22 protein-coding genes are annotated in these 22493 nt (G+C 70.6%); 10 read left to right on the forward strand and 12 right to left on the reverse strand.

All coding sequences use genetic code 11. The annotated features are described in order from the left end of the window. Window positions 1–466: 466 nt before the first annotated feature. A complete protein-coding gene (locus Amac_RS23765; RefSeq protein ID WP_155342881.1) occupies window positions 467–682 on the reverse strand; it encodes a dodecin in 216 nt (71 codons plus the stop codon). A gap of 60 nt (window positions 683–742) precedes the next feature. Here Amac_RS23765 and Amac_RS23770 point away from each other — a divergent pair, with 60 nt between their 5' ends. Further along, a complete protein-coding gene (locus Amac_RS23770; RefSeq protein WP_155356605.1) occupies window positions 743–1057 on the forward strand; it encodes a DUF3099 domain-containing protein in 315 nt (104 codons plus the stop codon). 358 nt (window positions 1058–1415) lie between these two features. Here Amac_RS23770 and Amac_RS23775 read toward each other — a convergent pair whose 3' ends face one another. Genes Amac_RS23775 through moaA form a run of 3 tightly spaced genes read right to left on the reverse strand, consistent with a single transcriptional unit; the run spans window position 1416 to window position 3448 of the window. Then, on the reverse strand, window positions 1416–1649 hold the full coding sequence (locus Amac_RS23775) for a DUF6457 domain-containing protein (RefSeq protein ID WP_155356606.1): 234 nt from the start codon (window positions 1647–1649) through the stop codon (window positions 1416–1418). After that, window positions 1646–2461: a molybdenum cofactor guanylyltransferase gene (gene mobA, locus Amac_RS23780; protein ID WP_246268619.1), complete on the reverse strand. Its 816-nt coding sequence runs from the start codon at window positions 2459–2461 to the stop codon at window positions 1646–1648. Before mobA ends, Amac_RS23775 begins: the two co-directional genes overlap by 4 nt. Before the next feature lie 3 nt (window positions 2462–2464). Next, window positions 2465–3448: a GTP 3',8-cyclase MoaA gene (gene moaA, locus Amac_RS23785; RefSeq protein ID WP_155356607.1), complete on the reverse strand. Its 984-nt coding sequence runs from the start codon at window positions 3446–3448 to the stop codon at window positions 2465–2467. A gap of 417 nt (window positions 3449–3865) precedes the next feature. On the opposite strand from moaA, the gene Amac_RS23790 reads away from it, so the two are divergent. Further along, entirely contained in the window at window positions 3866–4468 is a 603-nt protein-coding gene (locus Amac_RS23790) for a Pr6Pr family membrane protein (protein WP_155356608.1), read from the forward strand. Window positions 4469–4525: 57 nt separating this feature from the next. Continuing rightward, window positions 4526–5680: an RtcB family protein gene (locus Amac_RS23795; RefSeq protein ID WP_155356609.1), complete on the forward strand. Its 1155-nt coding sequence runs from the start codon at window positions 4526–4528 to the stop codon at window positions 5678–5680. Here Amac_RS23795 and Amac_RS23800 read toward each other — a convergent pair. Then, the gene (locus tag Amac_RS23800; protein ID WP_246268621.1) at window positions 5677–6522 is read right to left on the reverse strand and encodes a UbiA family prenyltransferase; all 846 of its coding nucleotides are present in this window, start codon (window positions 6520–6522) and stop codon (window positions 5677–5679) included. The genes Amac_RS23795 and Amac_RS23800 overlap by 4 nt on opposite strands. Before the next feature lie 138 nt (window positions 6523–6660). On the opposite strand from Amac_RS23800, the gene Amac_RS23805 reads away from it, so the two are divergent. The 3 genes from Amac_RS23805 to Amac_RS23815 are packed head-to-tail and all read left to right on the forward strand — an operon-like array spanning window position 6661 to window position 9240. Then, the gene (locus tag Amac_RS23805) at window positions 6661–7707 is read left to right on the forward strand and encodes a type III polyketide synthase (RefSeq protein WP_155356611.1); all 1047 of its coding nucleotides are present in this window, start codon (window positions 6661–6663) and stop codon (window positions 7705–7707) included. A 10-nt stretch (window positions 7708–7717) separates the two neighbouring features. Further along, on the forward strand, window positions 7718–8227 hold the full coding sequence (locus Amac_RS23810; protein WP_155356612.1) for an isoprenylcysteine carboxyl methyltransferase family protein: 510 nt from the start codon (window positions 7718–7720) through the stop codon (window positions 8225–8227). Continuing rightward, window positions 8224–9240: an NAD(P)/FAD-dependent oxidoreductase gene (locus Amac_RS23815; protein ID WP_155356613.1), complete on the forward strand. Its 1017-nt coding sequence runs from the start codon at window positions 8224–8226 to the stop codon at window positions 9238–9240. The genes Amac_RS23810 and Amac_RS23815 overlap by 4 nt, the downstream gene beginning before the upstream one ends. Window positions 9241–9295: 55 nt before the next feature. Here Amac_RS23815 and Amac_RS23820 read toward each other — a convergent pair whose 3' ends face one another. The 3 genes from Amac_RS23820 to Amac_RS23830 form a co-directional block, all read right to left on the reverse strand. After that, on the reverse strand, window positions 9296–10189 hold the full coding sequence (locus tag Amac_RS23820; protein WP_155356614.1) for a hypothetical protein: 894 nt from the start codon (window positions 10187–10189) through the stop codon (window positions 9296–9298). A 156-nt stretch (window positions 10190–10345) separates the two neighbouring features. Continuing rightward, window positions 10346–11284: a hypothetical protein gene (locus Amac_RS23825; protein WP_155356615.1), complete on the reverse strand. Its 939-nt coding sequence runs from the start codon at window positions 11282–11284 to the stop codon at window positions 10346–10348. Between the two features lie 107 nt (window positions 11285–11391). After that, window positions 11392–13227 (reverse strand): AMP-dependent synthetase/ligase, encoded by a 1836-nt coding sequence (locus Amac_RS23830; RefSeq protein WP_155356616.1) that lies wholly within the window; start codon window positions 13225–13227, stop codon window positions 11392–11394. A 119-nt stretch (window positions 13228–13346) separates the two neighbouring features. On the opposite strand from Amac_RS23830, the gene Amac_RS23835 reads away from it, so the two are divergent. Further along, window positions 13347–13961, forward strand: coding sequence for a trimeric intracellular cation channel family protein (locus Amac_RS23835; RefSeq protein ID WP_155356617.1), 615 nt, complete (start codon window positions 13347–13349; stop codon window positions 13959–13961). Here the strand turns inward: Amac_RS23835 and yczR are convergent. Next, window positions 13945–15357, reverse strand: coding sequence for a MocR-like transcription factor YczR (gene yczR / locus Amac_RS23840; RefSeq protein WP_174900217.1), 1413 nt, complete (start codon window positions 15355–15357; stop codon window positions 13945–13947). The genes Amac_RS23835 and yczR overlap by 17 nt on opposite strands. 79 nt (window positions 15358–15436) lie before the next feature. On the opposite strand from yczR, the gene yczE reads away from it, so the two are divergent. Then, window positions 15437–16036 carry a membrane protein YczE gene (yczE, locus tag Amac_RS23845; protein ID WP_155356618.1) on the forward strand — a complete coding sequence of 200 codons (600 nt, stop codon included), beginning with the start codon at window positions 15437–15439 and terminating at the stop codon, window positions 16034–16036. A gap of 4 nt (window positions 16037–16040) precedes the next feature. Continuing rightward, window positions 16041–17795, forward strand: a complete 1755-nt coding sequence (locus Amac_RS23850; RefSeq protein ID WP_155356619.1) for a glycoside hydrolase family 15 protein — start codon at window positions 16041–16043, stop codon at window positions 17793–17795. Here Amac_RS23850 and Amac_RS23855 read toward each other — a convergent pair. Together Amac_RS23855 and Amac_RS23860 are read right to left on the reverse strand one after the other, a co-directional pair. Continuing rightward, window positions 17788–18672 carry a hypothetical protein gene (locus Amac_RS23855; RefSeq protein ID WP_246268622.1) on the reverse strand — a complete coding sequence of 295 codons (885 nt, stop codon included), beginning with the start codon at window positions 18670–18672 and terminating at the stop codon, window positions 17788–17790. The two genes, Amac_RS23850 and Amac_RS23855, sit on opposite strands and share 8 nt — an antisense overlap. Before the next feature lie 95 nt (window positions 18673–18767). Next, complete coding sequence (locus Amac_RS23860; RefSeq protein ID WP_155356620.1) at window positions 18768–19685, reverse strand: S66 peptidase family protein; 918 nt, start codon at window positions 19683–19685, stop codon at window positions 18768–18770. 31 nt (window positions 19686–19716) lie between these two features. Here Amac_RS23860 and Amac_RS23865 point away from each other — a divergent pair, with 31 nt between their 5' ends. Further along, entirely contained in the window at window positions 19717–20610 is an 894-nt protein-coding gene (locus tag Amac_RS23865) for a sulfotransferase (protein WP_155356621.1), read from the forward strand. Here Amac_RS23865 and Amac_RS23870 read toward each other — a convergent pair. Further along, window positions 20585–22468 (reverse strand): ABC transporter ATP-binding protein, encoded by a 1884-nt coding sequence (locus tag Amac_RS23870; RefSeq protein WP_155356622.1) that lies wholly within the window; start codon window positions 22466–22468, stop codon window positions 20585–20587. The genes Amac_RS23865 and Amac_RS23870 overlap by 26 nt on opposite strands. Window positions 22469–22493: the final 25 nt, after the last annotated feature.

Consider the following 22493-nt stretch of genomic DNA (forward strand, 5'->3'; position numbering starts at 1 on the left):
GTCTATGCCGCAGTTGGGTGCGATGCCCGGGGTATCGCACCCAACCGCAGCCCCACCCCGGGCATCGCACCCAACTGCGGCATAGACCGGGGTGTCACACCCGGCTCCGGCCGCGTACCCCGAACTCACCCCCGCGCCTGGAGGACGACACACGCCTGCAGGCAGACGCCACCGGACAACCTCATCCCACGAGCGCGGCCAGATCAGCACCATGGGTGTGGAGAGGGTGACCCGCAGAAGATCACAAGGAGCCGCAGAAGACCAGACCCAGGGACAAGCAACCGACATCATCGGCGCACACAATGCCGGACATCTGCCGCTTCCGTTAGCACCCGAAGCGCCGCTCAACACGCGTGGTGGCTGGCTGGCCTCCCGGTTGGCCGTTCCTCGTGGGCATTCGGGGGTCGGTTGGCTGGCTGTCCCGATTGGCGGTTCCTCTCGGTCGTCGGTTGGGCGGTTGTTGCGGTTATTCTGAATCTTCCAGGCGGAAGCCGACCTTCATGCCGACCTGGAAGTGGGCCACCTCGCCGTCCTGGATGTGGCCGCGGACCTCTGTCACCTCGAACCAGTCGACGTGGCGCAGGGTTTGGGCGGCCCGGCGGATGCCGTTGCGGATGGCCTGGTCGACGCTCTCCCCTGACGTGCCGACGATCTCGGTGACCCGATATGTGCGATCCCCCATGATGTCCTCCGAACTCATCGTTGATCGCATGATCATATCGTGGCGGCGTAGGGTGGAAACATGAAGGTCAGACGCCGTAACCGCCCGGAAGTGCATCAGGTGACGGACGCGCAGCCGAGCCTGTCGGCCGATATTCGCAAGCGCGAGATCTCCTACGTCATCAAGATGAGCATCCGTGTCGTCTGCCTCATCTTGGCCGTAACCGTGCCCGCGCCCTGGCCGATCCGTGCACTGTTCATCGCGGGCGCTGTGCTTTTGCCGTACCTTGCCGTGATCGGGGCCAATGAGCGGGCCGCGGGGCTGCCCGCACCCTTGGACGATGCTGAATCTAACCAAAACGAGATACCACGGCATCGACGCGAGATCGGGTCGTGACTAAGTCTTGACGCATCCCAAGGGTGGTAGGTGTACAGTTTAGCCAAGCGCTCTGGTCCCCCGTCGGAGCGCTGGTGCCGGCGTTCCGGGCCCCCGTCGGAACGCCGATGAAGCGATGCCGGGTGGTTTGCCCCCGTAACCACCCGGCATCGCCCTTTTCTGGAGTCGTGCGTGGATCTGGTAAGAGCGGCGTCCCTTTTAACTTTTGATCGATCCTCGTGACCTCTGGCTTGGCACCCGTTTACTCCTCCGGCCAGACTTCTGCTCCTCCTCCGGCAGGCTTCCGGGGTGCTCCTCGAGCGATACTTCGGTTACTCCTCTGGCAGGCTTCCGGACTGCTCCCCCTGCGAGACTTCGGTTACTCTTCCGGCCAGGCTTCGGCGAGGGCGGAGATGCGGGCCAGCGCGTCCGGCGGGGCCGTGCCGGCGCCTTGGGCGAGGCCGAGCAGGTAGGCGGTCAGCGGCGCGGCCGGGCGGGCGACGCCGTGCGCGACGTCCTTGGTCATGTCGAGGATCGCGTCGCGGTCCAGCAGGGCGGGGTCGACGCCCAGCTCCGCGCAGACCCGGGCCGTCCACTGCTCCAGCACGTTCACGCCGTCTCCCGTCGGTTGGCCAACGCCAGATCGTCGGTGGTGTCGCAGTCGAACCACGGCACCCGGTCCCGCACGGCCACCCGTGCCGGTTCCAGGGGCCCGAGCACGCCGTGCAGCGAGCGCCCATCGTAACGAGCCAGCGCGTCGGTCAGCACATCGCGCCGCCACACCCCGGCCAGCCACTGCTCGCGCCCGGTGTCGTCGACGAGCACGGCTCCCGTGCCCGCCGCCAAGAGCAGCGTTTCGACGTCAGCGGAGGTGAAGAAAGGCAGATCTCCGGCCAGCAACGCGACCCAGGGCTGACCGGCGTAGACCAGGCCCGCGCGCACGGCCGGAACCGGACCGCCGCCGGGCGGATCCTCCCTGGTGAAAACGACCTCGCCAGGATGCGCTAACTCCCGCCGGTCTCCCACGATTATCAGGCGATGCGCGGTAGACACAGCCGCCGCGACACGCTCGACCAGCGAACGCCCACCGACCAGCGCGCCTGGTTTATCCGCCCCACCGAACCTGCTGGCCCGGCCACCGGTGAGGACAATCGCGTCAAAAGGGGGGATCCCATCGCCTGCCGCCTCGGCGGCCATGCCATCCCTTGGCGCATCCGAACCCGCCGCGCCACCCTCTGGCCGACCTTCGGCCAGCGCGCCACTCCCAGGCCAGCCTTCGATCGCCATGCCACCCTCGTGCCGACCTTCGGCCAGCGCGCCGCCCCCTGGCCAGCCTTCGGCCGCGGCGCCACTCCCAAGTCGGCCCTCGGCCGCCGTGCCGTTCGCTGGCCAGCCTTCGGCCGCGGTGTCAGGGACCGGGGGCATGGTTTAGCCGCCGATGGCGGACATTGGGCGGGCGGGCTGGAGGAAGGTGGGGTCGTCGATACCGTGGCCGGCCTTCTTGACGCGGACGGCGGCCAGCCATCGCTGGGCGAGCTCGTCGTCGGACGCGCCGGCGCGCATGGCGGAGCGTAGGTCGGATTCCTCGGTGGCGAAGAGGCAGTTGCGGACCTGGCCGTCGGCGGTCAGGCGGACTCGGTCGCAGGCTCCGCAGAACGGTCTCGTGACCGAGCCGATCACGCCGACCTTCGCGGGGCCGCCGCCGACCAGGAACAGTTCGGCGGGGGCGCTGCCGCGCTCGCGGGGGTCGGCGTCGGTGAGGTCGAACTCCGCGCGTAGCGCCGTGAGCATCTCGTCGGCGGTGATCATGTTGGCGCGGCTCCAGCCGTGCTGCGCGTCCAGGGGCATCTGCTCGATGAAGCGCAGCTCGTAGCCGTGCTCCAGGCAGAACCGGAGCAGCGGGACCGCCTCGTGATCGTTGATGCCGCGCATCAGCACGGCGTTGACCTTCACCGGGGTGAGGCCGGCCTGTTCGGCCGCCGCCAGGCCGTCCAGCACGTCCTTGAGCCGGTCCCGGTGCGCCAGCTTGATGAAGATGTCCCGGTCGAGCGTGTCCAGCGAGACGTTGACCCGGTGCAGCCCGGCCTCGGCCAGCGGGCCGGCCAGCCGGGCGAGTCCGATGCCGTTGGTGGTCAGGGAGAGCTCGGCGCCCAGTGAGGAGGTCCGGGCCACGATGTCGACGATCTCGCGGCGCAGCAGCGGCTCGCCGCCGGTGTAGCGCACCTCGGTGATGCCGAACCGCTCCACGCCGATCCGGACCAGCCGGACGATCTCGTCGGCGGTCAGCAGCTCGGGCTTGGGCAGCCAGTCCAGGCCTTCCGGTGGCATGCAGTAGGTGCACCGCAGGTTGCACCGATCGGTCAGCGACACCCGCAGATCAGTCGCCACCCGCCCAAACGAGTCGACCAGCACGGGCAAACCTCCATCGCACGAGATCTCCCCAGCCTATGCCTCCGATCTCCGTCGCTCCAAAGCGGCCCTAGTGACGCCCCACAGGTTCAACGCGGACAAGACAGTGACGGGACTCCGGCCAGGCTCCTATGGAGTCACGACGCCACGTCCCGTGAGCGCACACGAACGCCTCCCTGCCAGGGCCGACAGGTCCCGTTGAGGACCCAAGATCAGTCAGTCAGATGATCGTTCAGATCCTGGCGGGAATCGTTCGCCGACATCATCACTCGGAACGGAGCCCCTCACGAGGCCTGGCCGTCCTCGCAGGGGCGCCCTCGTCCCGGGGCCTGCACATGACCCGGTGGATTTCCGCGATCGGTTAACGGGCGGCCGCATGGAGCCGCCTGTGCGATGGTGAATTTTATGATCTGGGCGGCGATGTTCCGTTTGGTGGTGGTCGCGGCCGCAGTGATCGGGATGGTTTACACGTGGATCGCCCTGGACAGCCCGCTGAACCCGCTGGTTCTGTTCACCGTGCAGAGCAATCTGCTGCTCGCGGGGTATTACTTCTGGCGGGTGGTGAGCAGGCGACCGGCTTCGGCCGAGGTCAAGGGGGCGGTGACGCTCTACATCGTGATAACCGGGCTGGTGTGGCATTTTCTGCGCATGGGCGGAGCGAGCCCGTTCGAGCGGCTGTCGCTCTCCGGCCTCGGCTTGGGCAACTTCCTGCTCCACTACGTGACACCGGTCATGGCCGTGATCGACTGGCTGGTCTTCGACCGGATCGCTCCACGGCCGAGGTGGGTGGCCGCTCTTCTGTGGCTGGTCTATCCGGTGGCGTACATGGTCTTCGCCCTGGTCCGGGGCGTTCTGCTGCCTGCGGGGGCATGGAAGCGGTACCCGTATCCGTTTCTGGATGTGGACAGGTTCGGGTATGGCGGAGTGGCGCTCATGGCGTTGGCGCTGGCCGTCTGCTTCGCGTTACTCGGCTGTGGGCTGATCGCCCTGCATCGCCTCGTCAAGCGCGCCAGCCGTACCTAAAACCAGTGGGATCTCGTGCGGCGGCTGGGCACACTGGAGGCCGACGAAAGGATCATCATGCCGAACGAGGTCGCCCCGAACGTGCTTTCGTGGGCGAGTGACCTGGACCCGGGCGCGATCACGCAGGCCGCGCGCGCCGCCCGGATGAGCTTCGTGGCGGGGCACGTCGCGCTCATGCCGGACGCGCACGTCGGCATCGGCGCCACGGTCGGATCGGTCATCCCCACCGAGGGCGCGATCATCCCGTCCGCCGTCGGCGTGGACATCGGCTGCGGCATGATCGCGACCAGGACGTCGCTGACCGCCGAGGACCTGCCGCACTCGCTGGACGCGCTGATGCCGCTGGTGGAGAAGCGCATCCCGGCCGGGGTGGGCAAGGGCCACGAGGACAGCGCGATCGACCACGCGCTGGACGCGCTGGGCCGCCCGCACACCGAGCTGACGGCCAAGCAGGCGCACACGGTCTCGGTCCAGTTCGGCACGCTCGGCTCGGGCAACCACTTCGTCGAGGTCTGCCTCGACGAGCGGAACCGAGTCTGGACGGTGCTGCACTCCGGCTCGCGCGGGATCGGCAACCAGCTGGCCACCAAGCACATCGTGGACGCCAAGAACATGATGGAGCGCCAGACGATCGCGCTGGAGGACCCGGCCATGGCCTACCTGGTCCAGGGTACGCCGGAGTTCACCGCCTACATCGAGGACATGCTGTGGGCGCAGGCGTACGCGATGGCGTCCCGCGCCCGGATGAACGTGGTGCTGAACAACGCCCTGTTCAGCATCGTCAAGAAGGGCGAAATGGTGGAAACCATCAATTGCCACCACAATTTCGCTCAGCGGGAGAAGCATTTCGGCACCGACCTGTGGATCACCCGGAAGGGCGCGATCAAGGCCGACCGGGGTGACGACGGCGTCATTCCGGGGTCGATGGGCACCCAGTCGTACATCGTCCGCGGGCTGGGCAACCCGGAGTCGTACAACTCCTGCTCGCACGGCGCCGGGCGGCGGATGTCGCGCGGCCAGGCGCGGCGGGAGCTGACCGCGAGGTCGCTGAAGGAGGCCATGCACGGGCGGACCTGGAACGCCAGCCGGGCGGCGGCGCTGGTGGACGAGCACCCGAAGGCGTACAAGTCCATCGACAGGGTCATGGCCGACCAGCGGGACCTGGTCGAGATCCGGCACACGCTGCACCAGGTCTTCAACTACAAGGGCTAGACCCCGGCGCCCCGGGCGAGAAGCAGGGCGACGCCGACCGCGGCCACGGCGATCGCGGTCAGGAACGGGGCGCGCGGGCGGCGCGCCCCGAACGTCCAGCTCGCCGCCGTCAGGATCGAGGCGGCGGCGAGAGCCGTCCAGCCGGGCAGTCCTGGAGTTCCAGGTGGCGCGAGGACGAGCAGTGCCGCGGCCAGGAGCAGCGGGACGGGGGCGAGGGCCCGGACCCGGCGGGCGCCGAGCCGCTGCGGCAGGCCGCGCACGCCGGTGGCCAGGTCGGCGTCGATGTCGGGCAGCACATTGGCCAGATGCGCGCCGAACCCGAGCAGCGCCGCGGCGCCCACCGCCCACCAGGCGGGCAAAGGGCTGCCGGGCAGGCCGGCCGCGACGAACACCGGAACCAGCCCGAACGCCACCGTGTACGGCATCCAGGACAGCGCGGTGGCCTTCACCCCCAGGTTGTACGCCCATGCGACAGCCACCGCCGTCAGATGCGCGACCGCGGCGGGCAGCCCGGACAGCAGCGACAGCGGCACGCAGAGCACCAGCGCCACGGCCGCCGCGACCCCGACCGCGCGCACGCTGACCAGCCCGAGCGCGATCGGCTTGCCCCGCTGCCCGGTCGCGATGTCCCTGGCCGCGTCCACGGCGTCGTTGCACCAGCCGACGGATAACTGCCCGGCCAGTACGGCCAGCGCCACCCCCGCGCACGCCGCGATCGACCGCCCGCTCCCCGCCACCAGCGCGGTGACCAGGGCGGTGACGGCGAGGGTCGGCCCGGGATGGCAGGCGGCCACCAGCCCGTGCGCGGGTGTCAGCCGGAGGAGGGCGGGGGGGTCGCTCACAGACCGGAAATGCCCCCGGGACATAACCCTTACACCAGATTAGAAGCGTGATAAGTCGGGCATGTCCGGAAACGGGGGGTGGGCGAGTTGAAGTTGGGCATTAGTGATTCGACAGGTAACCGTGAGACGGGGAGCCTGATGTCCCGTATTGCCGCTGTTTATGGTGCTGTGCCACCGAATCGATATCCGCAGGCCGAAATCACAGACGCGGTCGCGCGGATGTGCCCGGGCGCCGATCGGCGAGTGCTGGATCGCCTGCATCGCAGCGCGAAAGTGCAGCACCGCCATCTCGCGATGCCGCTGGCCGACTATGAGAAATTGTCCGGTTTCGGGATGGCCAACGACGTCTTCATCGAGGCCGCCCTCGATCTGGGCGCGGAGGCCGTGCTCGGCGGGCTGGCGGAGGCGGGGCTGACCGCGCGGGACGTCGACATGATCATGTTCACCTCGGTGACCGGGATCGCCGCGCCCAGCATCGAGGCCCGCCTCGCCGGCCGGCTCGGGCTGCGCCCGGACGTGAAGCGGGTGCCGGTGTTCGGGCTCGGCTGCGTGGCCGGGGCGGCCGGGATCGCCCGGCTCCACGACTACCTGCGCGGCTGGCCGGAGCACGTGGCCGTGCTGCTGTCGGTCGAGCTGTGCTCGCTGACCCTGCAGCGCGGGGACACCAGCGCGGCCAACCTGGTGGCGGGAGCGCTGTTCGGCGACGGCGCGGCGGCCGTGGTGGCCGTGGGCGGCGCCCGGGCGGAGCGGTCACACGCGACGGTGGTGGCCACCAGGAGCCACCTGTATCCGGGTTCCGAGCATGTCATGGGCTGGGACGTGACCGACACCGGGTTCCGGATCGTGCTCGACGCGGGGGTGCCGGACGTGGCGCGGAGGTATCTCGGCGACGACGTCCGCGGCTTCCTCGCCGATCACGGGCTGACCATCGAGGACGTCTCCGCGTGGGTCTGCCATCCCGGCGGCCCGAAGGTGCTCGAGGCGGTCGGCGAGACCCTGGACCTGAAGCCCGGCGCGCTGGACGTCACCTGGCGTTCCCTGGCCGGGGTGGGCAACCTGTCCTCCTCGTCGGTGCTGCACGTGCTGCGGGACACGATCGCGCTGCGCCCGCCGCCGGGCACGCCCGGGCTGCTCATCGCGATGGGTCCTGGATTCTGTTCCGAACTCGTGTTGTTGACCTGGTAGGACTGGCGGCATGGGATACACGCTGCTGGTCCTGCTGGTCGGGGTGGAACGGCTCGCCGAACTGGTCGTGGCGCGGCGCAACGAGCGGTGGAGCCGGGAGCGGGGCGCGGTCGTGTCCGGCCAGGGGCACTATCCGTGGATGGTCGCCCTGCACACCGGCCTGCTGGCGGGCTGCCTGATCGAGGTGGCCGTGGCCGACCGGCCGTTCCTGCCGTGGCTCGGCTGGCCGATGCTGGCCCTGGTCGTCGCCGCGCAAGGGTTGCGCTGGTGGTGCATCGCCACGCTGGGGCCGCAGTGGAACACGCGGGTGATCGTGGTCCCGGGGATGCCGCTGGTGACCGGCGGGCCGTACCGGTGGATGCGGCATCCGAACTATGTGGCGGTGGCCGTCGAGGGGGCGGCGCTGCCGCTGACGCACACCGCCTGGGTGACCGCGCTGGTCTTCACCGCGGCGAACGCGGTGCTGATGGTGGTCCGGATCCGGTGCGAGGAGGCGGCGCTACGCCTGGCCACGGCATGATCGACGTTCTGGTGGCGGGCGGCGGCCCCGCCGGTCTGGCCACCGCGATCCGGGCGCGCCTCGCCGGGCTCACGACGGTGGTGGTGGAGCCGCGAGCCGGGCCGATCGACAAGGCGTGCGGGGAAGGCCTGATGCCGACCGGCGTGGAGGCCCTGGAGTCGCTCGGCGTCATCGTGGACGGCTGGCCGCTGCGCGGCATCCGCTACCTCGACGCCCGCCACGACGTCGCCGCCGGTTTCCCCGGCGGGCGCAAGGGCCTGGGCGTCCGTCGCACCGCCTTACACGCCGCTCTAGCCGCCCGGGCCACGAGCCTGGGCATCGAGGTCGTCCCCGGCCGCATCGACGGCGTGCGGCAGTTCCCCGGCCACGTGGAGGCGGCCGGACGCCACGCCCGCTGGCTGGTCGCCGCCGACGGCTTACACTCCCCCATCAGAACCATGGCCGGCCTCTCCCGCCCCGTCTCCGGAACCCGCCGGTACGGCTTACGCCGCCACTACCGCGTCGAACCCTGGACCGACTACGTGGAGGTCCACTGGGCCACCGGCGGCGAAGCCTACGTCACCCCCGTCGCCCCCGGCCTGGTCGGCGTGGCCGTGCTCAGCTCCGTCCGCCGCCCCTACGACGACCATCTCGCCGACTTCCCCGCCCTCACCGCCCGCCTGACCGGGACCGCCGCGACCCGCATCCGCGGCGCGGGCCCGTTACGCCAGCGGGCCCGCGCCCGGGTGGCCGGGCGGGTGCTCCTGGTCGGCGACGCCGCGGGCTACGTGGACGCCCTCACCGGCGAGGGCCTCTCGCTCGCCTTCCAGTCGGCCGACGCGCTGGTCCGCTGCCTGGCCGGCGAAAGGCCCGGGGACTACGAACGCCAGTGGCGGCGCCTCTCGTCCCGGCACCGCGCCCTGACCGGCGCCCTCCTGGCGGCCAGGAACACCCGGCCGACCGCGCAGCTCATCGTCCCCGCCGCGCACGCCCTGCCCGGCGTCTTCCGCGCCGCGGTCGCCCTGCTGGCCTGAACGGCAGGACGGCCCGGTCTCCCGCGGGAGACCGGGCCGTCCTGTGCCGAGGTGCCTACTTCTTGACGACCTTCACGTAGTCGTACGCCTCGGAGCTCGCGAGATCGCGGGTTCCTTCGAAGCGGACGCCCCAAGTGCCAGACTTGAACGCCTTGACCTTCGTGTAGAACGTGCCGTCGGGGTTCGTCTCGATCGTGTCGACATAGCGCCACTTGTGCGAGCCCTTGGGCAGGAAGTAGACGTCGATCTCCTCCCAGCCGAGCTTGTACCAGTCATGCCAGTACTTGCGGCTTTCGTAGCAGGAGGAGGAACTGCCATCGAGTTCGACCCTTGCCTTGTCGTACTCGTAGTACCGGTCGCCGTAGCACTGGGCGACCTGAAGGCGACCGGACAGGGACAGCTTGCGGCCCTGCTTGACCGGCTCAGGGCTCGCGTTGAAGCCCACGAACCGGGTCCCCTTAGGACTCTTCGGCGGAGTCCAGGTGTGGTGCTTGACGAAGAACGAGCTGTCGCCGAAAACCTTCCGGCCGTTGACGCCCTCGGCGACAACGCGCACGCTCCACGAGCCGACCGGGTCGTTCCAGCCGATGGTCTTGGAGAACGTCTCCGCGAACCAGATCGGCTTGTACTCCGGGGCCGGCGTCTTCTCGTCATCCTTCTTGTCCCACGGACCGTTGCCGCCGTCGTGGCCGCCGCCGTCCCAATGGTGCCCCTTGGGAACGAAGTAGACCTGTGCGGACTTGAGATCCACACCCTTGACGGTGACCGATACGGTCTCCGAGTCGCGGCGGTGCTTGAGCACCACCTCGCTGGGGTTGACCACGATGCTCGTGATCTTCGGGTCGGGCCCGGGATGGTGCCCATCATTCGGGCCGGGATCCGCGTACGCGGGCCCCGCCACCGCGAGCGCCGAGGCGCCCACGGCGGCCGCCACTAAGGCGGTTGCCATTCGTCTGACCATAGAGGGTGCTTCCTCTCCCCGTTAACACACACGCTCTGAGGTAGAGCGCGCCTACGTCATAGACGCGTCAAGACAGGGAAAAGTTGCGTTAAAGACAGTGAAAAACTGATCACGATCTGGCAACGGAACCTTCATCCCGTGCGTCTAATTACGCCGTGGGCGCCGCTCGGGGCTGATATCCGCCGCATAACGCGAGGTAGCGGGGAATTCCACCCGATAAACCCCCTCTCCGGCTGGTTTGACCCGCTGGTCGAACGATCCGTCCCGCCGGGTCCGCGCGGTCGCCACCGTCTGCCAGTCCCCGCCCGTCCCCCGGAACCGGATGAGCACCTCCTTCCGCTTACGGAACGGCCTGCGGCCCAGCAAGCCGTACGGATCCAGGCGCATCAGCGTCCCGGAGACCCGGACCTTCTTCCGCTCGCTCACCGCGACCCCCTGCAGCGCCGTCTCCCGCCGCAGGTGGAACGTCGTGTACGCCTTGACCTCGTTACCCGCCTGATCAGTGGCCGTGGCGGCGATCGTCCACACGCCGCTGGGATACCACCGCGTCAGCCCCACCTGCGGATTGAACCGCCAGGTCTGCCACCCCTCCGCGGCCAGCCGGAACCGGTGGAACCCCACCGGCGGGCGGACCGCCGTCGCCGTCAGCTCCGCGACCGCGGGCTTCGCCACCGGAACGGCGGGCGCCACGGGCGGAACGGCGGGCACCGCGGGCTCGGTCTCCGGAACGGCGGGCGCCACGGGCGGGACCGCGGGCTCGGCCGAGGTTTCCGCCGAGGTTTCCGCCGGGGTTTCCGCCGGGGTTTCCGCCGGGGTGAGCTCCGGGGTCACGCCCGTCAGATTCGTGGCGCCCGCCGGCGGGCGCCCGGGCTCGACCAGCACGGTCACGCCCCGCACGCCGTGCGCCCCCCGGGCCACCACATCGATGACCAGTTTCACCGCGCCGGTGGCCCGGACCACGGGCTCCGCCGGCCGCAAACTGATGGACCTGATCGCCAGCTCCGTCTCCGCGGCCCGGGCCGGAACCCCCGGCCAGGCCAGCGTCGTGACGGCGGTCAGCGTCGCGAGAATTCGTCTCGTCATGGCGCAGAACGCTAGGCAGCCCACGGCAAAACGAACGGACCCGACACACACCCCGAATGGCAAACGAACAGGGCCGCCCGGAACGGACGGCCCTGGCGGGAAGCGGATCAGTCGCGGTACATGTCGTCGATGATCTCCGCGTACTTTGCGTGGATCACCCGGCGCTTGAGCTTCAGGCTGGGCGTGAGCTCCTCGGTCTCCGCCGTCCACTCCACCGGCAGCAGCCGCCACTTCTTCACCTGCTGCACCCGGGCCAGCTTCTCGTTGGCCGTCTCGATGGCCGCCTCCACGGCCTTGAGCACGTCGGGGTGCTCGGCCAGTTCGGCGAGGGACTCGTAGGCGATGCCGTTGGCCTGGGCCCAGCCGGGGGCGACCTCGCCGTCCAGGGTGAGGATGGCGACGGGGAACGGGCGGCGGTCGCCGTAGGCGAGGGCCTGGCCGATGAGGGGGTGTTCCTTGAGGTAGTTCTCGATGTTGGCCGGGGAGATGTTCTCGCCGCCGGCGGTGATGATGAGCTCCTTCTTGCGGTCCACGATCCGGACGAAGCCATCCTCGTCGATGGAGCCGACGTCGCCGGTGTGCAGCCAGCCGTCTTCGTCCAGGAGCTCGGCGGTGGCCTCGGGGCGGTCGAGGTAGCCGGTGGTGTTGAGCGGGCTGCGGGTGATGATCTCGCCGTCCTCGGCGATGCGGACCTCGACGCCGGGTTCGGCGCGGCCGACGGTGCCCAGGCGGTAGCTGGCGGGGCTGTTGGCGGTGAAGGCGCCGGTGGTCTCGGTCATGCCGTACACGTCGAGGACCTTGAGGCCGAGGCCGGCGAAGAAGCGCTGGACCTCCAGGGGCATCGGCGCGGCGGCGGTGGCCAGCCAGCGCGCGTTCTCGAAGCCGATCATCATCCGGATGATGCCCAGCAGCGCGGCGTCGGCCTGCTCATAGGCGGCCTGGACTTCGGGGCTGGGGGTGCCGCCGTGCTGGCCGGCCTCCACGTAGGCGAGCCCGGCGGCCATCGCGGCGCGCACGTTCTCCTGCTGCTCCTCCGGCTGGGTGGCCAGCAGGGCCTGCAGCCGGGCCATCATCTTCTCCCAGACCCGGGGCACGCCGAAGAACATGACCGGCTTGACCGCGCCCAGCGTGGCGCCCAGGTTGGCCAGGTCGGTGCAGAAGTGCACGTGCGAGACCTTGAACACCGGCAGGTAGAGGGACAGGACCCGCTCGGCGATGTGCGCGTAGGTGAGGTAGGAGATCTGGGTGCCCTGGGTGGGCAGCGAGGTCATCCGGTCGGTGGCGCCCACCTCGAACAGCACGTTGCGGTGGGTCAGCGGCACGCCCTTGGGCATGCCGGTCGTGCCGGAGGTGTAGAGCACGGTCACCGTGTCGTCGGGGCCGACGGCCCGCCACCGCTCCTCGGCCGCGGCGGGGTCGGCCGCGAGCGAGGACGCGCCGAGGGCCAGGAAGTCCGCCCAGGACAGCTGGTCGCCGGTGGCCCCCTCCAGCATGATGATCTTGGTTAGGGCCGGCAGCTCGGCCAGGATGGGCTCCCACCGGGATAACTCGCGCGGCCCGCCGAGCACGACGACCTTCGCGCCGACGTTCTGGGCCACGAAGGAGACCTGGTCGGGCGCGAAGGTGCTGTAGACCGAGACCGGCACCGCGCCCGCGTGCACGGCGCCCAGGTCGGCCAGGACGTGCTCGCTGCGGTTGACCATCATCAGCGCGACCGCGTCGCCGGGCTGGAGGCCGAGGGCGGCGAAGCCCGCCGCGATCTCCAGGACCCGCTGCCGGGCTTCGGCGTAGGTCAGGGTGGACCAGCCGCCCTCCACCGGGTCGGAGTAGGCGGGCGAGTCGGGATACCGCTCGGCCGTCTCCGCGAACTGCTGACAGATGGTCCGGCCGGCGATGTCCTGCTCGATCGCCGCACGTTCCTGAAGGACCTGAGGATCCGCCATTCCACCCTCCGTATGGTTCGTACAGGTGGCCTGCATCGCATCATGTGTAAGCAATCCCTGACAACCCCCCATTTCGACGAGAATTTTCGGCATAGAGCCGGTGATGGGATGATTATTCGGTGACTTCCGTACTCGATCTCGCCGGGATCTTCGTCTTCGCCACCTCCGGGGCGCTGCAGGGCGTGCGGAAGCGGCTGGACGTGGTCGGCATGGCGGTTCTCGCGTTCTTCACGGCGGTAGGCGGCGGCGTGCTGCGGGACCTGTTCATCGGCATCCAGCCCGCCGCCTTCCGGGACGTCGGCTACCTGCTCGTCCCGGTGGCCGCGACCGCCGTGGTGTTCTTCTGGCACCCCCAGGTGGCCCGGCTGATGCCGGCCATCCTGGTGTTCGACGCCGCCGGGCTCGGCCTGTTCTGCGCGGTCGGCACCGAGAAGGCGCTGCTGTTCGGCCTGTCCGCGCCGCACGCGGTGCTGCTCGGCGTCTGCACGGCGGTCGGCGGCGGCATCCTGCGCGACCTGCTCTCCGGCGAGACCCCCGCCCTGCTCTACGACCGCCAGCTCTACGCCGTCCCCGCCATGCTCGGCGCGACCCTGATGGCCGTGCTGTCCCGCCTGGGCGTGTACGACTTCGCCGCCACCCTCGCCGCCGCCCTGCTGGCCTTCACCCTCCGCCTGCTCGCGATGCGCTACTCCTGGCGGGCGCCCCTGGCGCGCGGGGTCACAACGCCGGAATGAGCGAGGCCCGGGGGCTGCGACCGGCCGCCCCCCTGGACGCGGCGATCCGGCGCACCGCGTCCACGAGCACGTCCGGAGGCTGGGTGAACGGCAGCCGCAGGTGGCCTTCCAGGGTTCCGTCGACGCCGAACCAGGGGCCGGGCGCGAGCCGTACCCCCGCGGCGGCGGCCGCCTCGGAGAGCGGCGTCGCGATCGGCGCGCCGAGCCGGATCCAGAGCGAACCGCCGCCGCCGGGGACGCGGAAGCTCCAGTCCGGGAGTTCGCGGCGGAGCACGTCCACCAGGGCCGCGCGGGAGGCGGCGAGGGCGCGCCGCCGTTCGGCCCTGGTCTCCTCGATGCGGTCGAACAGGCGGGCCACGACGAGCTGCTCGAACAGGGCGCTGGCGATGTCCACGGCGGCGCGCAGCACGGCCAGGCGGCGGACCAGGGCGGCGCTCGCCCTGATCCAGCCGATGCGGAGCCCGCCCCACCACAGCTTGGAGGCCGATCCGACGCTGACGACCCGGCCGTCGGTGTCGAAGACCGCCGTGGGCGGCGGCTGTTCCAGGTCGTCGACGGCGAGTTCGGCCCAGGTCTCGTCCACGATCACGGTCATGTCGTGGCGCCGCGCGGCGGCCACTAGAGCGACCCGGTCGTCGGCGCTCATGAGATGGCCGGTCGGGTTCTGGAAATCGGGGATCAGGTAGGCCAGCTGGGCCCCGGACTGCCGGGCCGCGCTGATCAGCAGGTCGAGGTGGCGCCCGTCGGCCGGGATGCCCACCGGCACGATCCTGGCCCCGCGCAGCCGGGCCAGGTCGATCACGTGCGGGTAGGTCGGCGACTCCAGCAGCACCGGGTCCCCCGCCCCGGCGTAGAGCGTCATCAGCAGGTGGATGGCCTGCTGCGCGCCGGTGGTGACGATGATCTGCTCTGGCCGGGTGGCCAGCCCGCGCGCCGTGTACCGCGCCGCGATGGCCGCCCGCAGCTCCGGCAGGCCGATCGGGTCGTACCCCATGCCCAGGGTGAACCGGTGATATCCGGCGCCCGCGTGCGCGAGCGCCTCGTCCAGGAAGCGGGACGCGGCCGGGGCGGCGGCGTGCAGCGGGAGCAGGCCGTCGTCGTCGGCGCTCACCCACGGATTGTCGGCGCAGGCGCTCGGGTCCGGCAGCGCCGTCCAGCTGCCCGCGCCCTGGCGGCTGTCCAGGTAGCCCTGCCCGCGCAGCCGGTCGTAGGCGGCGGTCACGGTGGTCCTGCTCACTCCGAGCTCCTCGGCCAGCTGCCGCTCCGCGGGCAGCCGCACCCGCACCGGCAGCCGCCCGTCCAGGATGCGATCCCGCACGGCCGAGGCCAGCGCCCGATAGTACGGCCGCGCGTCCTGCGGCACCCCGACCAGCCGGGCCAGCTGCCCCGCGCTCATATCCACCCGCCCAATATAGGGCCATTTCCCGAAATTGGCCCTTTATCAGGACTTTCCGCGCCGGAAGGATGGGGGCACTATGACTGAGCTCACCATTCCCGTCGCGTCCTTCCCGGCCCGCCTGCTCCGCCTCTACTCCGGCCTCGCCCTGTACGGCGCGGGCATCGGCCTGCAAGTCGAGTCCGCGCTCGGCAACGACCCCTGGGACGTCTTCCACCAGGGCCTGGCCGTACGCACCGGATGGTCGATCGGCACCTGGATCATCCTGGTCGGCGCGCTGGTCATGGTGTTCTGGATCCCGCTGCGCCAGAAACCCGGCCTGGGCACGATCAGCAACATCGTCCTGCTCGGCCTGTTCGCCGACGCCACCATCTGGCTCGCCCCCACGCCGGGGCAGCTGGCCGTCCGCTGGGCGTACCTGCTGGCGGCGGTCGTGCTGGTGGCCTTCGCGACCGCCCTCTACATCGGCGCGGGCATGGGCCCGGGCCCGCGCGACGGGCTGATGACCGGCCTGCACCGGGCGGGCCTGTCCATCCGGCTGGCCCGCACGATCATCGAGGTCGGCGTGCTGGCCGTCGGCTGGCTCCTCGGCGGAACCGTGGGAGTCGGCACCCTGGTCTTCGCCGCCGCGATCGGCCCGCTGACTCAGCTGTTCATGCGGTTACAGCGTGTAGCGTGACGGCATGCGGATCGAGGATTACGCGCTCATCGGGGACATGCAGTCGGCGGCCCTGGTCGGGCGGGACGGTTCGATCGACTGGCTGTGCCTGCCCCGGTTCGACTCCCCCGCGTGCTTCGCCAAGCTGCTCGGCGAGGAGTCCCACGGTTCCTGGTGGCTGGGCCCCAGCTCGGGCGGGCCCGCCACGCGCCGCGCGTACCGGGGGGAGACGCTCATCCTGGAGAGCGTCTGGGACACCCCGGGCGGCACGGTCAAGGTGATCGACTTCATGCCGCCCCGGCACACCAACCCGGATCTGGTCCGGGTCGTGGAGGGCGTGGCCGGCACGGTGGAGATGAGCACCGAGATCCGGATCAGGTTCGACTACGGCAGGATCGTGCCGTGGGTGCGGCGCGCGGACCACCACGTGCAGGCCATCGGCGGCCCCGACTCGGTCTGGCTGCGCTCCTCGATCCCGCTGAAGGGCGGCGACTACAAGCACAAGGCCACCTTCCGGGTCTCCGCCGGAGAGCGCCAGACGTTCGTGTTCACCTGGCATCCCTCGCACCAGCCCCGCCCCGAGGACATCGACCCGATCGACCAGCTCGCCGAGACCGAGGACTTCTGGACGGACTGGGTGGCCTCCGGCCGCCACGGCGGCCCCTGGCGGGACGCGGTGGTCCGCTCCATGGTCACCCTCAAGGCCCTCACCTACGCGCCCACCGGCGGCATCGTGGCCGCCCCCACCACCTCGCTGCCCGAGGACCTCGGCGGCGTCCGCAACTGGGACTACCGCTACTGCTGGCTGCGCGACGCCACCATGACCCTGGACGCGCTCATCCAGTCCGGCTACCTGGAGGAGGCCGGAGCCTGGCGGGAGTGGCTGCTCCGCGCGATCGCGGGCCGCCCGCAGGACCTCCAGATCATGTACGGCGTGGCCGGCGAGCGCCGCCTCCCCGAGATGACCCTGGACTGGCTGCCCGGCTACGAGGGCTCCCGCCCGGCCAGGATCGGCAACGGCGCGGTCGACCAGCTCCAGCTGGACGTGTACGGCGAGGTCATCAACTGCCTCTACCAGTCCCTCCGCCACGGCCTGCCCCAAAACGACCACGCCTGGCAGCTGACCCGCAAGATGCTGGACTTCATCGAGACCGGCTGGGACCAGCCCGACGAGGGCCTGTGGGAGGTCCGCGGCCCCCGGCGGCACTTCACCCACTCCAAGGTGATGGCCTGGGTGGCCGCCGACCGCGCGGTCCGCGTGGTCAAAGAGCTGGGCCGGGCGGGCCCCGCCGAGAGGTGGCAGGCGCTGGCCGATCACATCCACGCCGAGGTCCTCCGCAAGGGCTTCGACGCGGAGCGCAACACCTTCACCCAGTCCTACGGCTCCCGCGAGCTGGACGCGGCCCTGCTGCTGATCCCGATGGTCGGCTTCCTGCCGCCGGAGGACCCCCGCGTGCACGGCACCGTCGACGCCGTGGAGCGCGAGCTGAGCAGCGACGGCTTCATCCTGCGCTACCCGATCGCCGAGGCCAACAGCGTGGACGGCCTGCCCGGCGGCGAGGGCGCGTTCCTGGCCTGCAGCTTCTGGCTGGCCGAGGCCAAGGCCAGGATCGGCCGCAAGGAGGAGGCGGTGGAGCTGTTCGAACGCCTGCTGGGGCTGCGCAACGACGTCGGCCTGCTGGCCGAGGAGTTCGACCCGCGTTACGGCCGCATGGTGGGAAATTTCCCGCAGGCGTTCAGCCACGTGCCGCTGATCCACACCGCGCAGGCCCTCAGTTAGCCCCTCCGGCCAGACGGGCCAGCAGCCGGGCGAACTCGGCGGGCGGGGTGACCACCAGGCGCACCTGGCCGTCCTGGGCCACCAGGTCGGCCTGGATGCGGGTGAGCCGGTCGTGGTGCCACCAGTACACGTGCGGGCTGAGCCCGTCGGCGCGCCGCTCGTCGAACTCGCGCTGGGCGTAGACGCGCAGGCGTTCCAGGGCCCGTACGACGCCGATGCCCTCGACCGGGTGCACGGCGATCGCGCCCGAGTGCGGGAGCACGACCAGCACGCCGTCGGCGGGGGCGGGCATGCGGCGCAGGTGGGCGACGGCGGTGGGCGCGGTCAGCAGGCGCACGCTGACGCCGCCGAGGTCGAGGTGCTCGGCGGTGAGGCGCTCGTCGGCGAGGGCGTTGTCCAGCGCCACGTCGAGGGCCTCGGCGGGCGGGATCGGCCAGCAGAACGCCTCTTCGGGACGGACCGGGCGGCCGCCGATGGTGAGCACCTCGATCAGGTCGGCGCTCAGGTGGCGGCCGATGATCCGGGACGGGTCGGGGATGGACGGGTCGTCGGCGGCGTGCACCCGGGTGCGCAGCAGCGGCTTGATCCGCGGCAGGTTGCAGGCGTCGAACGGCTCGCCGGAGACCGCGTGCGAGAGGTGCTCGGAGACCAGCATCGGCCAGTCCTCGCGGGACCGCCGGGCGGCCTCGCGGCGCAGGCCGACCAGGTTGACGGTGCGGACGGGGCCGGAGCCGTCCCCGGCGCGGTCGCCCATGAGCAGCGAGGTGCCGTCGTTCTCGAAGGTGCACGTGTAGCCCATCGTCTCCACGACGAGCCCGAGCAGCGAGTCGAGGTCCACGTCCTCGGCCGCTCTGGGCTCAGGCTGCACGGGCTGCACGGGCCGGATCCGACCGCGTAGCCGCCGCAACAGACCCAACGCACCCATCCCTTCGCCGCGTTTCAGTTGAAAAGGGCATGCTGAGAAATCCAGCTTCAGGGTGCCTTGTCCGTGTCGCTAATGAGGCCAGTCAGAGAGCACGATTCGGTATCAATGACCCCATCTGCCCCTAGCCACACACTGAACTGTGGTGATCCATGCCCGATCGGCAGTCCCGCGACGATCGGCACTCCCAGCGGAATCAGCCGTTCGGCCAGAATGGGTAGAACGTTCCCGCAGTCCACCCAGGACCCGAGCGCGAAGCCCTTGACCCCGTCGAACGCCCCGTTCTGCGCCAGCTGGGTGAGCATGCGATCAATCCTGTACGGATCCTCCCCCACATCCTCAAGCAGCACGATATGCCCTTCCGCCCGCATCTCGTACGGCGTTCCGCACATCGCCGCCAGCAGCGTCAGATTGCCGCCGATCATGGGCCCGACCGCCCGGCCCTCCGACATCACCCGGTCCCCGGTGACGGCTGTCGGCGTGTGCCCGTGGAACAGCGTCGTGTGCAGGTGCCCCAGCGAGTACGGCTCAGGCCCCTCCGGGTCGGCCAGCGTGGCGCAGGCGGGCATCGGGCCGAACACGGTGGCCAGGCCGAGCCGCCGGGCGAACGCCAGGTGCAGCGCGGTGATGTCGCTGGAGCCGACCAGGATCTTGGATCCGGCCGACTTCATGGCGTCCCAGTCGATCAGGTCCAGCAGGCGGCCGGCGCCGTACCCGCCGCGGGCGCAGATGACCGCGGCCACCTCGGGATCGCACCAGGCCTCCTGGAGGTCGGCGGCGCGGGCCACGTCGGGGCCGGCCAGGTAGCCGCGGCGGGTGAAGATCCGGGAACCGAGGACGACGTTCAGCCCCAGGTCGGTGAGGACACGGCGGCCCCGCCAGAGGCGCTCGGCGTCGAGCGGTCCGGACGGGGCGACCAGGGCTACGGTATCGCCGGGAGCAAGCCTCGGCGGGGTGCGTTCGTGCACCCCCCAAAGGGTGTCAGACTAGGGCTCACCTATGCGACATCCGACCCACATTCTCGTGGTAAACGGCGTAAAGGTCCGACAGCCGGTCTTCGTGCTCGGCGCCCCGCACTCCGGCGCGGACCTGCTCGCGCGTGCCCTGAAACGTTCCCCGGGCTTCCATCTCACGATGGGCCGGGCGCCGGTGGCACGCGTGGTCTACGCGTTCGCCCGCAAGCCGTCCATCGCCAGGAGCGGCGGCGCGCCGCGGGTGCTCCGCGACGTGCTCGCCGAGGCCTGGCAGGTGATGCCGGGCGCGTGCGGGGAGTGCGCCGCGCCGTGCCGGGAGGCGGGCGGCATCATCGGCGCGGGCCCGTGCGCGCTGGAGCAGATCGGCGCGGGCACGCTGGAGAGGTTCGGCGACGCCAGCCCCGACCTGCTCTACAGCGCGCCGGTGCTGCTCCAGGCCTTCCCCGACGCGCGGTTCGTGCAGCTGATCAGGGACGGCCGGGACGTGGTCGCCGACATGCTGGCCGACCCGGCGGCGATGGCCTGGTTCAAGCCGCACATGCTGGCCGAGGACACCGAGTTCCCCAACCCGTTCCTGGGGGTGAACGCGGCCGCGCACCGGGACCGCTGGAAGGCGATGGCCACGGCGGGCAAGAGCGCCCTGCGCTGGCGCGCCGCCATCCGGCTCAGCGCCGTCCTGCGCAAGGAGCTCCCGCCCGAGCAGCTGCTCACCGTCCGCTACGAGGACCTGCACCGCTCCCCCGCCGAGGCGATCGACACGGTCTCCGCCTTCCTGGACACCAAGATCTCCACCATCGCCCTGTACGGCACCAGCGCCCCCAAGGTCGGCGCCTGGAGACGCCGCCTCACCCCGGACGACCTCAAGATCGTGGAGAAGGTGGCCAGGGAGGAGCTCAAGCGGCTGGGCTACCAACGGTGAACTGGGTCCGGTAGAGCTCGGCGTAGAGCCCGCCCCGGGCCAGCAGCTCCTCGTGGTGGCCCCGCTCGGCGACCCGGCCGTCCTGCATGACCAGGATCGTGTCGGCCTCCCTGATCGTGGAGAGCCGGTGCGCGATCACCAGTGAGGTCCTGCCCCGCAGGGCGGTCTTGAGGGCTTTCTGCACGGCCGCCTCGGACTCGGAGTCCAGGTGCGCGGTGGCCTCGTCTAGGACGACGACGGCGGGGGCCTTGAGCAGTAGCCGGGCCAGTGCGATGCGCTGCTTCTCGCCGCCGGACAGCCGGTAGCCTCGGTCGCCGACGACGGTCTCCAGCTCGTCGGGCAGGCTGTGGATCAGGTCGGCGATCTGAGAAGCCCTCAGTGCCTCCCAGACCTCCTCGTCGGTGGCGTCAGGGCGCGCGTAGCGGAGGTTGTTGCCGATGGTGTCGTGGAACAGGTGGGCGTCCTGCATGACCACGCCGACGGTGTCGCGCAGGCTGTCCAGGGTGGCGTCCCGGACGTCGACGCCGTTGAGCCGGACCGCGCCCTCGTTCACGTCGTACAAGCGGGACACCAGGGAGGTCGTGGTGGTCTTGCCCGCGCCGGAATGGCCGACCAGCGCGACCAGCTCGCCCGGCCGCGCGGTGAAAGACACGCCGTTCAAGACCTGGGCGGGTTCGCCCGTCTCGGGCCTGGCCACCGTCTCCAGCGAGGCCAGCGACACCTCGGCCGCGGCCGGGTAGTGGAAGCGCACGTCGTCGAACTCGATCGTGACCGGGCCCGGCGGGATCGCGCGGGCGCCCGGCTTCTCGGCGACCATCGGCTTGAGGTCCAGGACCTCGAAGACCCGGTCGAAGCTGACCAGGGCCGTCATCACGTCCACGTGCACGTTGGAGAGGCTGGTCAGCGGGCCGTACAGGCGCATCAGCAGGGCGGACATGGCGACCAGGGTGCCGAGCTGGAAGGTGTCGCCGATGGCCAGGACGCCGCCGAAGCCGTACACCAGGGCGGTGGCGAGGGCGGCGATGAGGCCGAGCGCGATCCGGAAGACCGTGCCGGCCATGGCCACGGTGATGCCCAGGTCGCGGACCCGGGCGGCGCGCTGGCTGAAGTAGACCGCGTCCTCGTCGGGGCGGCCGTAGAGCTTGGCGACCATCGCGCCCGCCACGTTGAAGCGCTCGGTCATGACCGAGCCCATCTCGGCGTCCAGCTGCATCTGCTCGCGGGTCAGCTGGGACATCTTGCGGCCGACCAGCTTGGCGGGGATCACGAAGATGGGCAGCATGGCCAGCGCGACGAGGGTGATCTGCCAGGACAGGACCAGCATGGTGGCCATCACGATGACCAGGCCGATCACGTTGGACACGACCGAGGACAGGGTGCTGGTGATCGCCCGCTGGGCGCCGATCACGTCGGAGTTGAGGCGGGACACCAGCGCGCCGGTCTGGGCGCGCATGAAGAACGCCACCGGCATGCGCTGGACGTGGTCGAACACCTCGGTGCGCAGCTTGTAGATCAGGCCCTCGCCGATGCGGGCGGAGAACCAGCGCTCGCCCATGCTCAGCATCGCGTCCAGCACGGCCAGGCCGGCGATGGCCAGGGCCAGCCAGACCACCAGGTCGATCCGCTTCTGCGGGATGCCGGTGTCGATGATCGCCTTCACCAGCAGCGGGTTGGCGATGACGATCATCGAATCCGCCACGACGAAGGCCAGGAAGGCCGCGATCTGCCAGCGGAACGCGCCCGCGTACCGCGTGATGCGTCGGACCGTGCCCGGCTTGAGCCGTTCGTGCATCACCGAGCTGTCGCGGCGCATGGACCGCATCACCGAGGGGCCGTAGCCCCCGCCCATCATCGCCATAGCCGTCCAAGCGTTGTAATCACGT

Origin of the sequence: Acrocarpospora macrocephala (assembly GCF_009687865.1) — a bacterium.
Lineage (GTDB): Bacteria > Actinomycetota > Actinomycetes > Streptosporangiales > Streptosporangiaceae > Acrocarpospora > Acrocarpospora macrocephala.

Excerpts from the sequence above, each read along its gene's own strand:
- Amac_RS23770 (WP_155356605.1), top strand. The coding sequence starts at position 743 with ATGAAGGTCAGACGCCGTAACCGCCCGGAAGTGCATCAGGTGACGGAC.
- Amac_RS23790 (WP_155356608.1), top strand. The coding sequence starts at position 3,866 with ATGTTCCGTTTGGTGGTGGTCGCGGCCGCAGTGATCGGGATGGTTTAC.
- Amac_RS23805 (WP_155356611.1), top strand. The coding sequence starts at position 6,661 with ATGTCCCGTATTGCCGCTGTTTATGGTGCTGTGCCACCGAATCGATAT.
- Amac_RS23865 (WP_155356621.1), top strand. The coding sequence starts at position 19,717 with ATGCGACATCCGACCCACATTCTCGTGGTAAACGGCGTAAAGGTCCGA.
- Amac_RS23765 (WP_155342881.1), bottom strand. The coding sequence starts at position 682 with ATGGGGGATCGCACATATCGGGTCACCGAGATCGTCGGCACGTCAGGG.
- Amac_RS23830 (WP_155356616.1), bottom strand. The coding sequence starts at position 13,227 with ATGGCGGATCCTCAGGTCCTTCAGGAACGTGCGGCGATCGAGCAGGAC.
- Amac_RS23795 (WP_155356609.1), top strand. The coding sequence starts at position 4,526 with ATGCCGAACGAGGTCGCCCCGAACGTGCTTTCGTGGGCGAGTGACCTG.
- Amac_RS23850 (WP_155356619.1), top strand. The coding sequence starts at position 16,041 with ATGCGGATCGAGGATTACGCGCTCATCGGGGACATGCAGTCGGCGGCC.
- Amac_RS23820 (WP_155356614.1), bottom strand. The coding sequence starts at position 10,189 with ATGGCAACCGCCTTAGTGGCGGCCGCCGTGGGCGCCTCGGCGCTCGCG.
- Amac_RS23825 (WP_155356615.1), bottom strand. The coding sequence starts at position 11,284 with ATGACGAGACGAATTCTCGCGACGCTGACCGCCGTCACGACGCTGGCC.
- Amac_RS23815 (WP_155356613.1), top strand. The coding sequence starts at position 8,224 with ATGATCGACGTTCTGGTGGCGGGCGGCGGCCCCGCCGGTCTGGCCACC.
- yczR (WP_174900217.1), bottom strand. The coding sequence starts at position 15,357 with ATGAGCGCGGGGCAGCTGGCCCGGCTGGTCGGGGTGCCGCAGGACGCG.
- Amac_RS23870 (WP_155356622.1), bottom strand. The coding sequence starts at position 22,468 with ATGGCGATGATGGGCGGGGGCTACGGCCCCTCGGTGATGCGGTCCATG.
- Amac_RS23810 (WP_155356612.1), top strand. The coding sequence starts at position 7,718 with ATGGGATACACGCTGCTGGTCCTGCTGGTCGGGGTGGAACGGCTCGCC.
- mobA (WP_246268619.1), bottom strand. The coding sequence starts at position 2,461 with ATGCCCCCGGTCCCTGACACCGCGGCCGAAGGCTGGCCAGCGAACGGC.
- yczE (WP_155356618.1), top strand. The coding sequence starts at position 15,437 with ATGACTGAGCTCACCATTCCCGTCGCGTCCTTCCCGGCCCGCCTGCTC.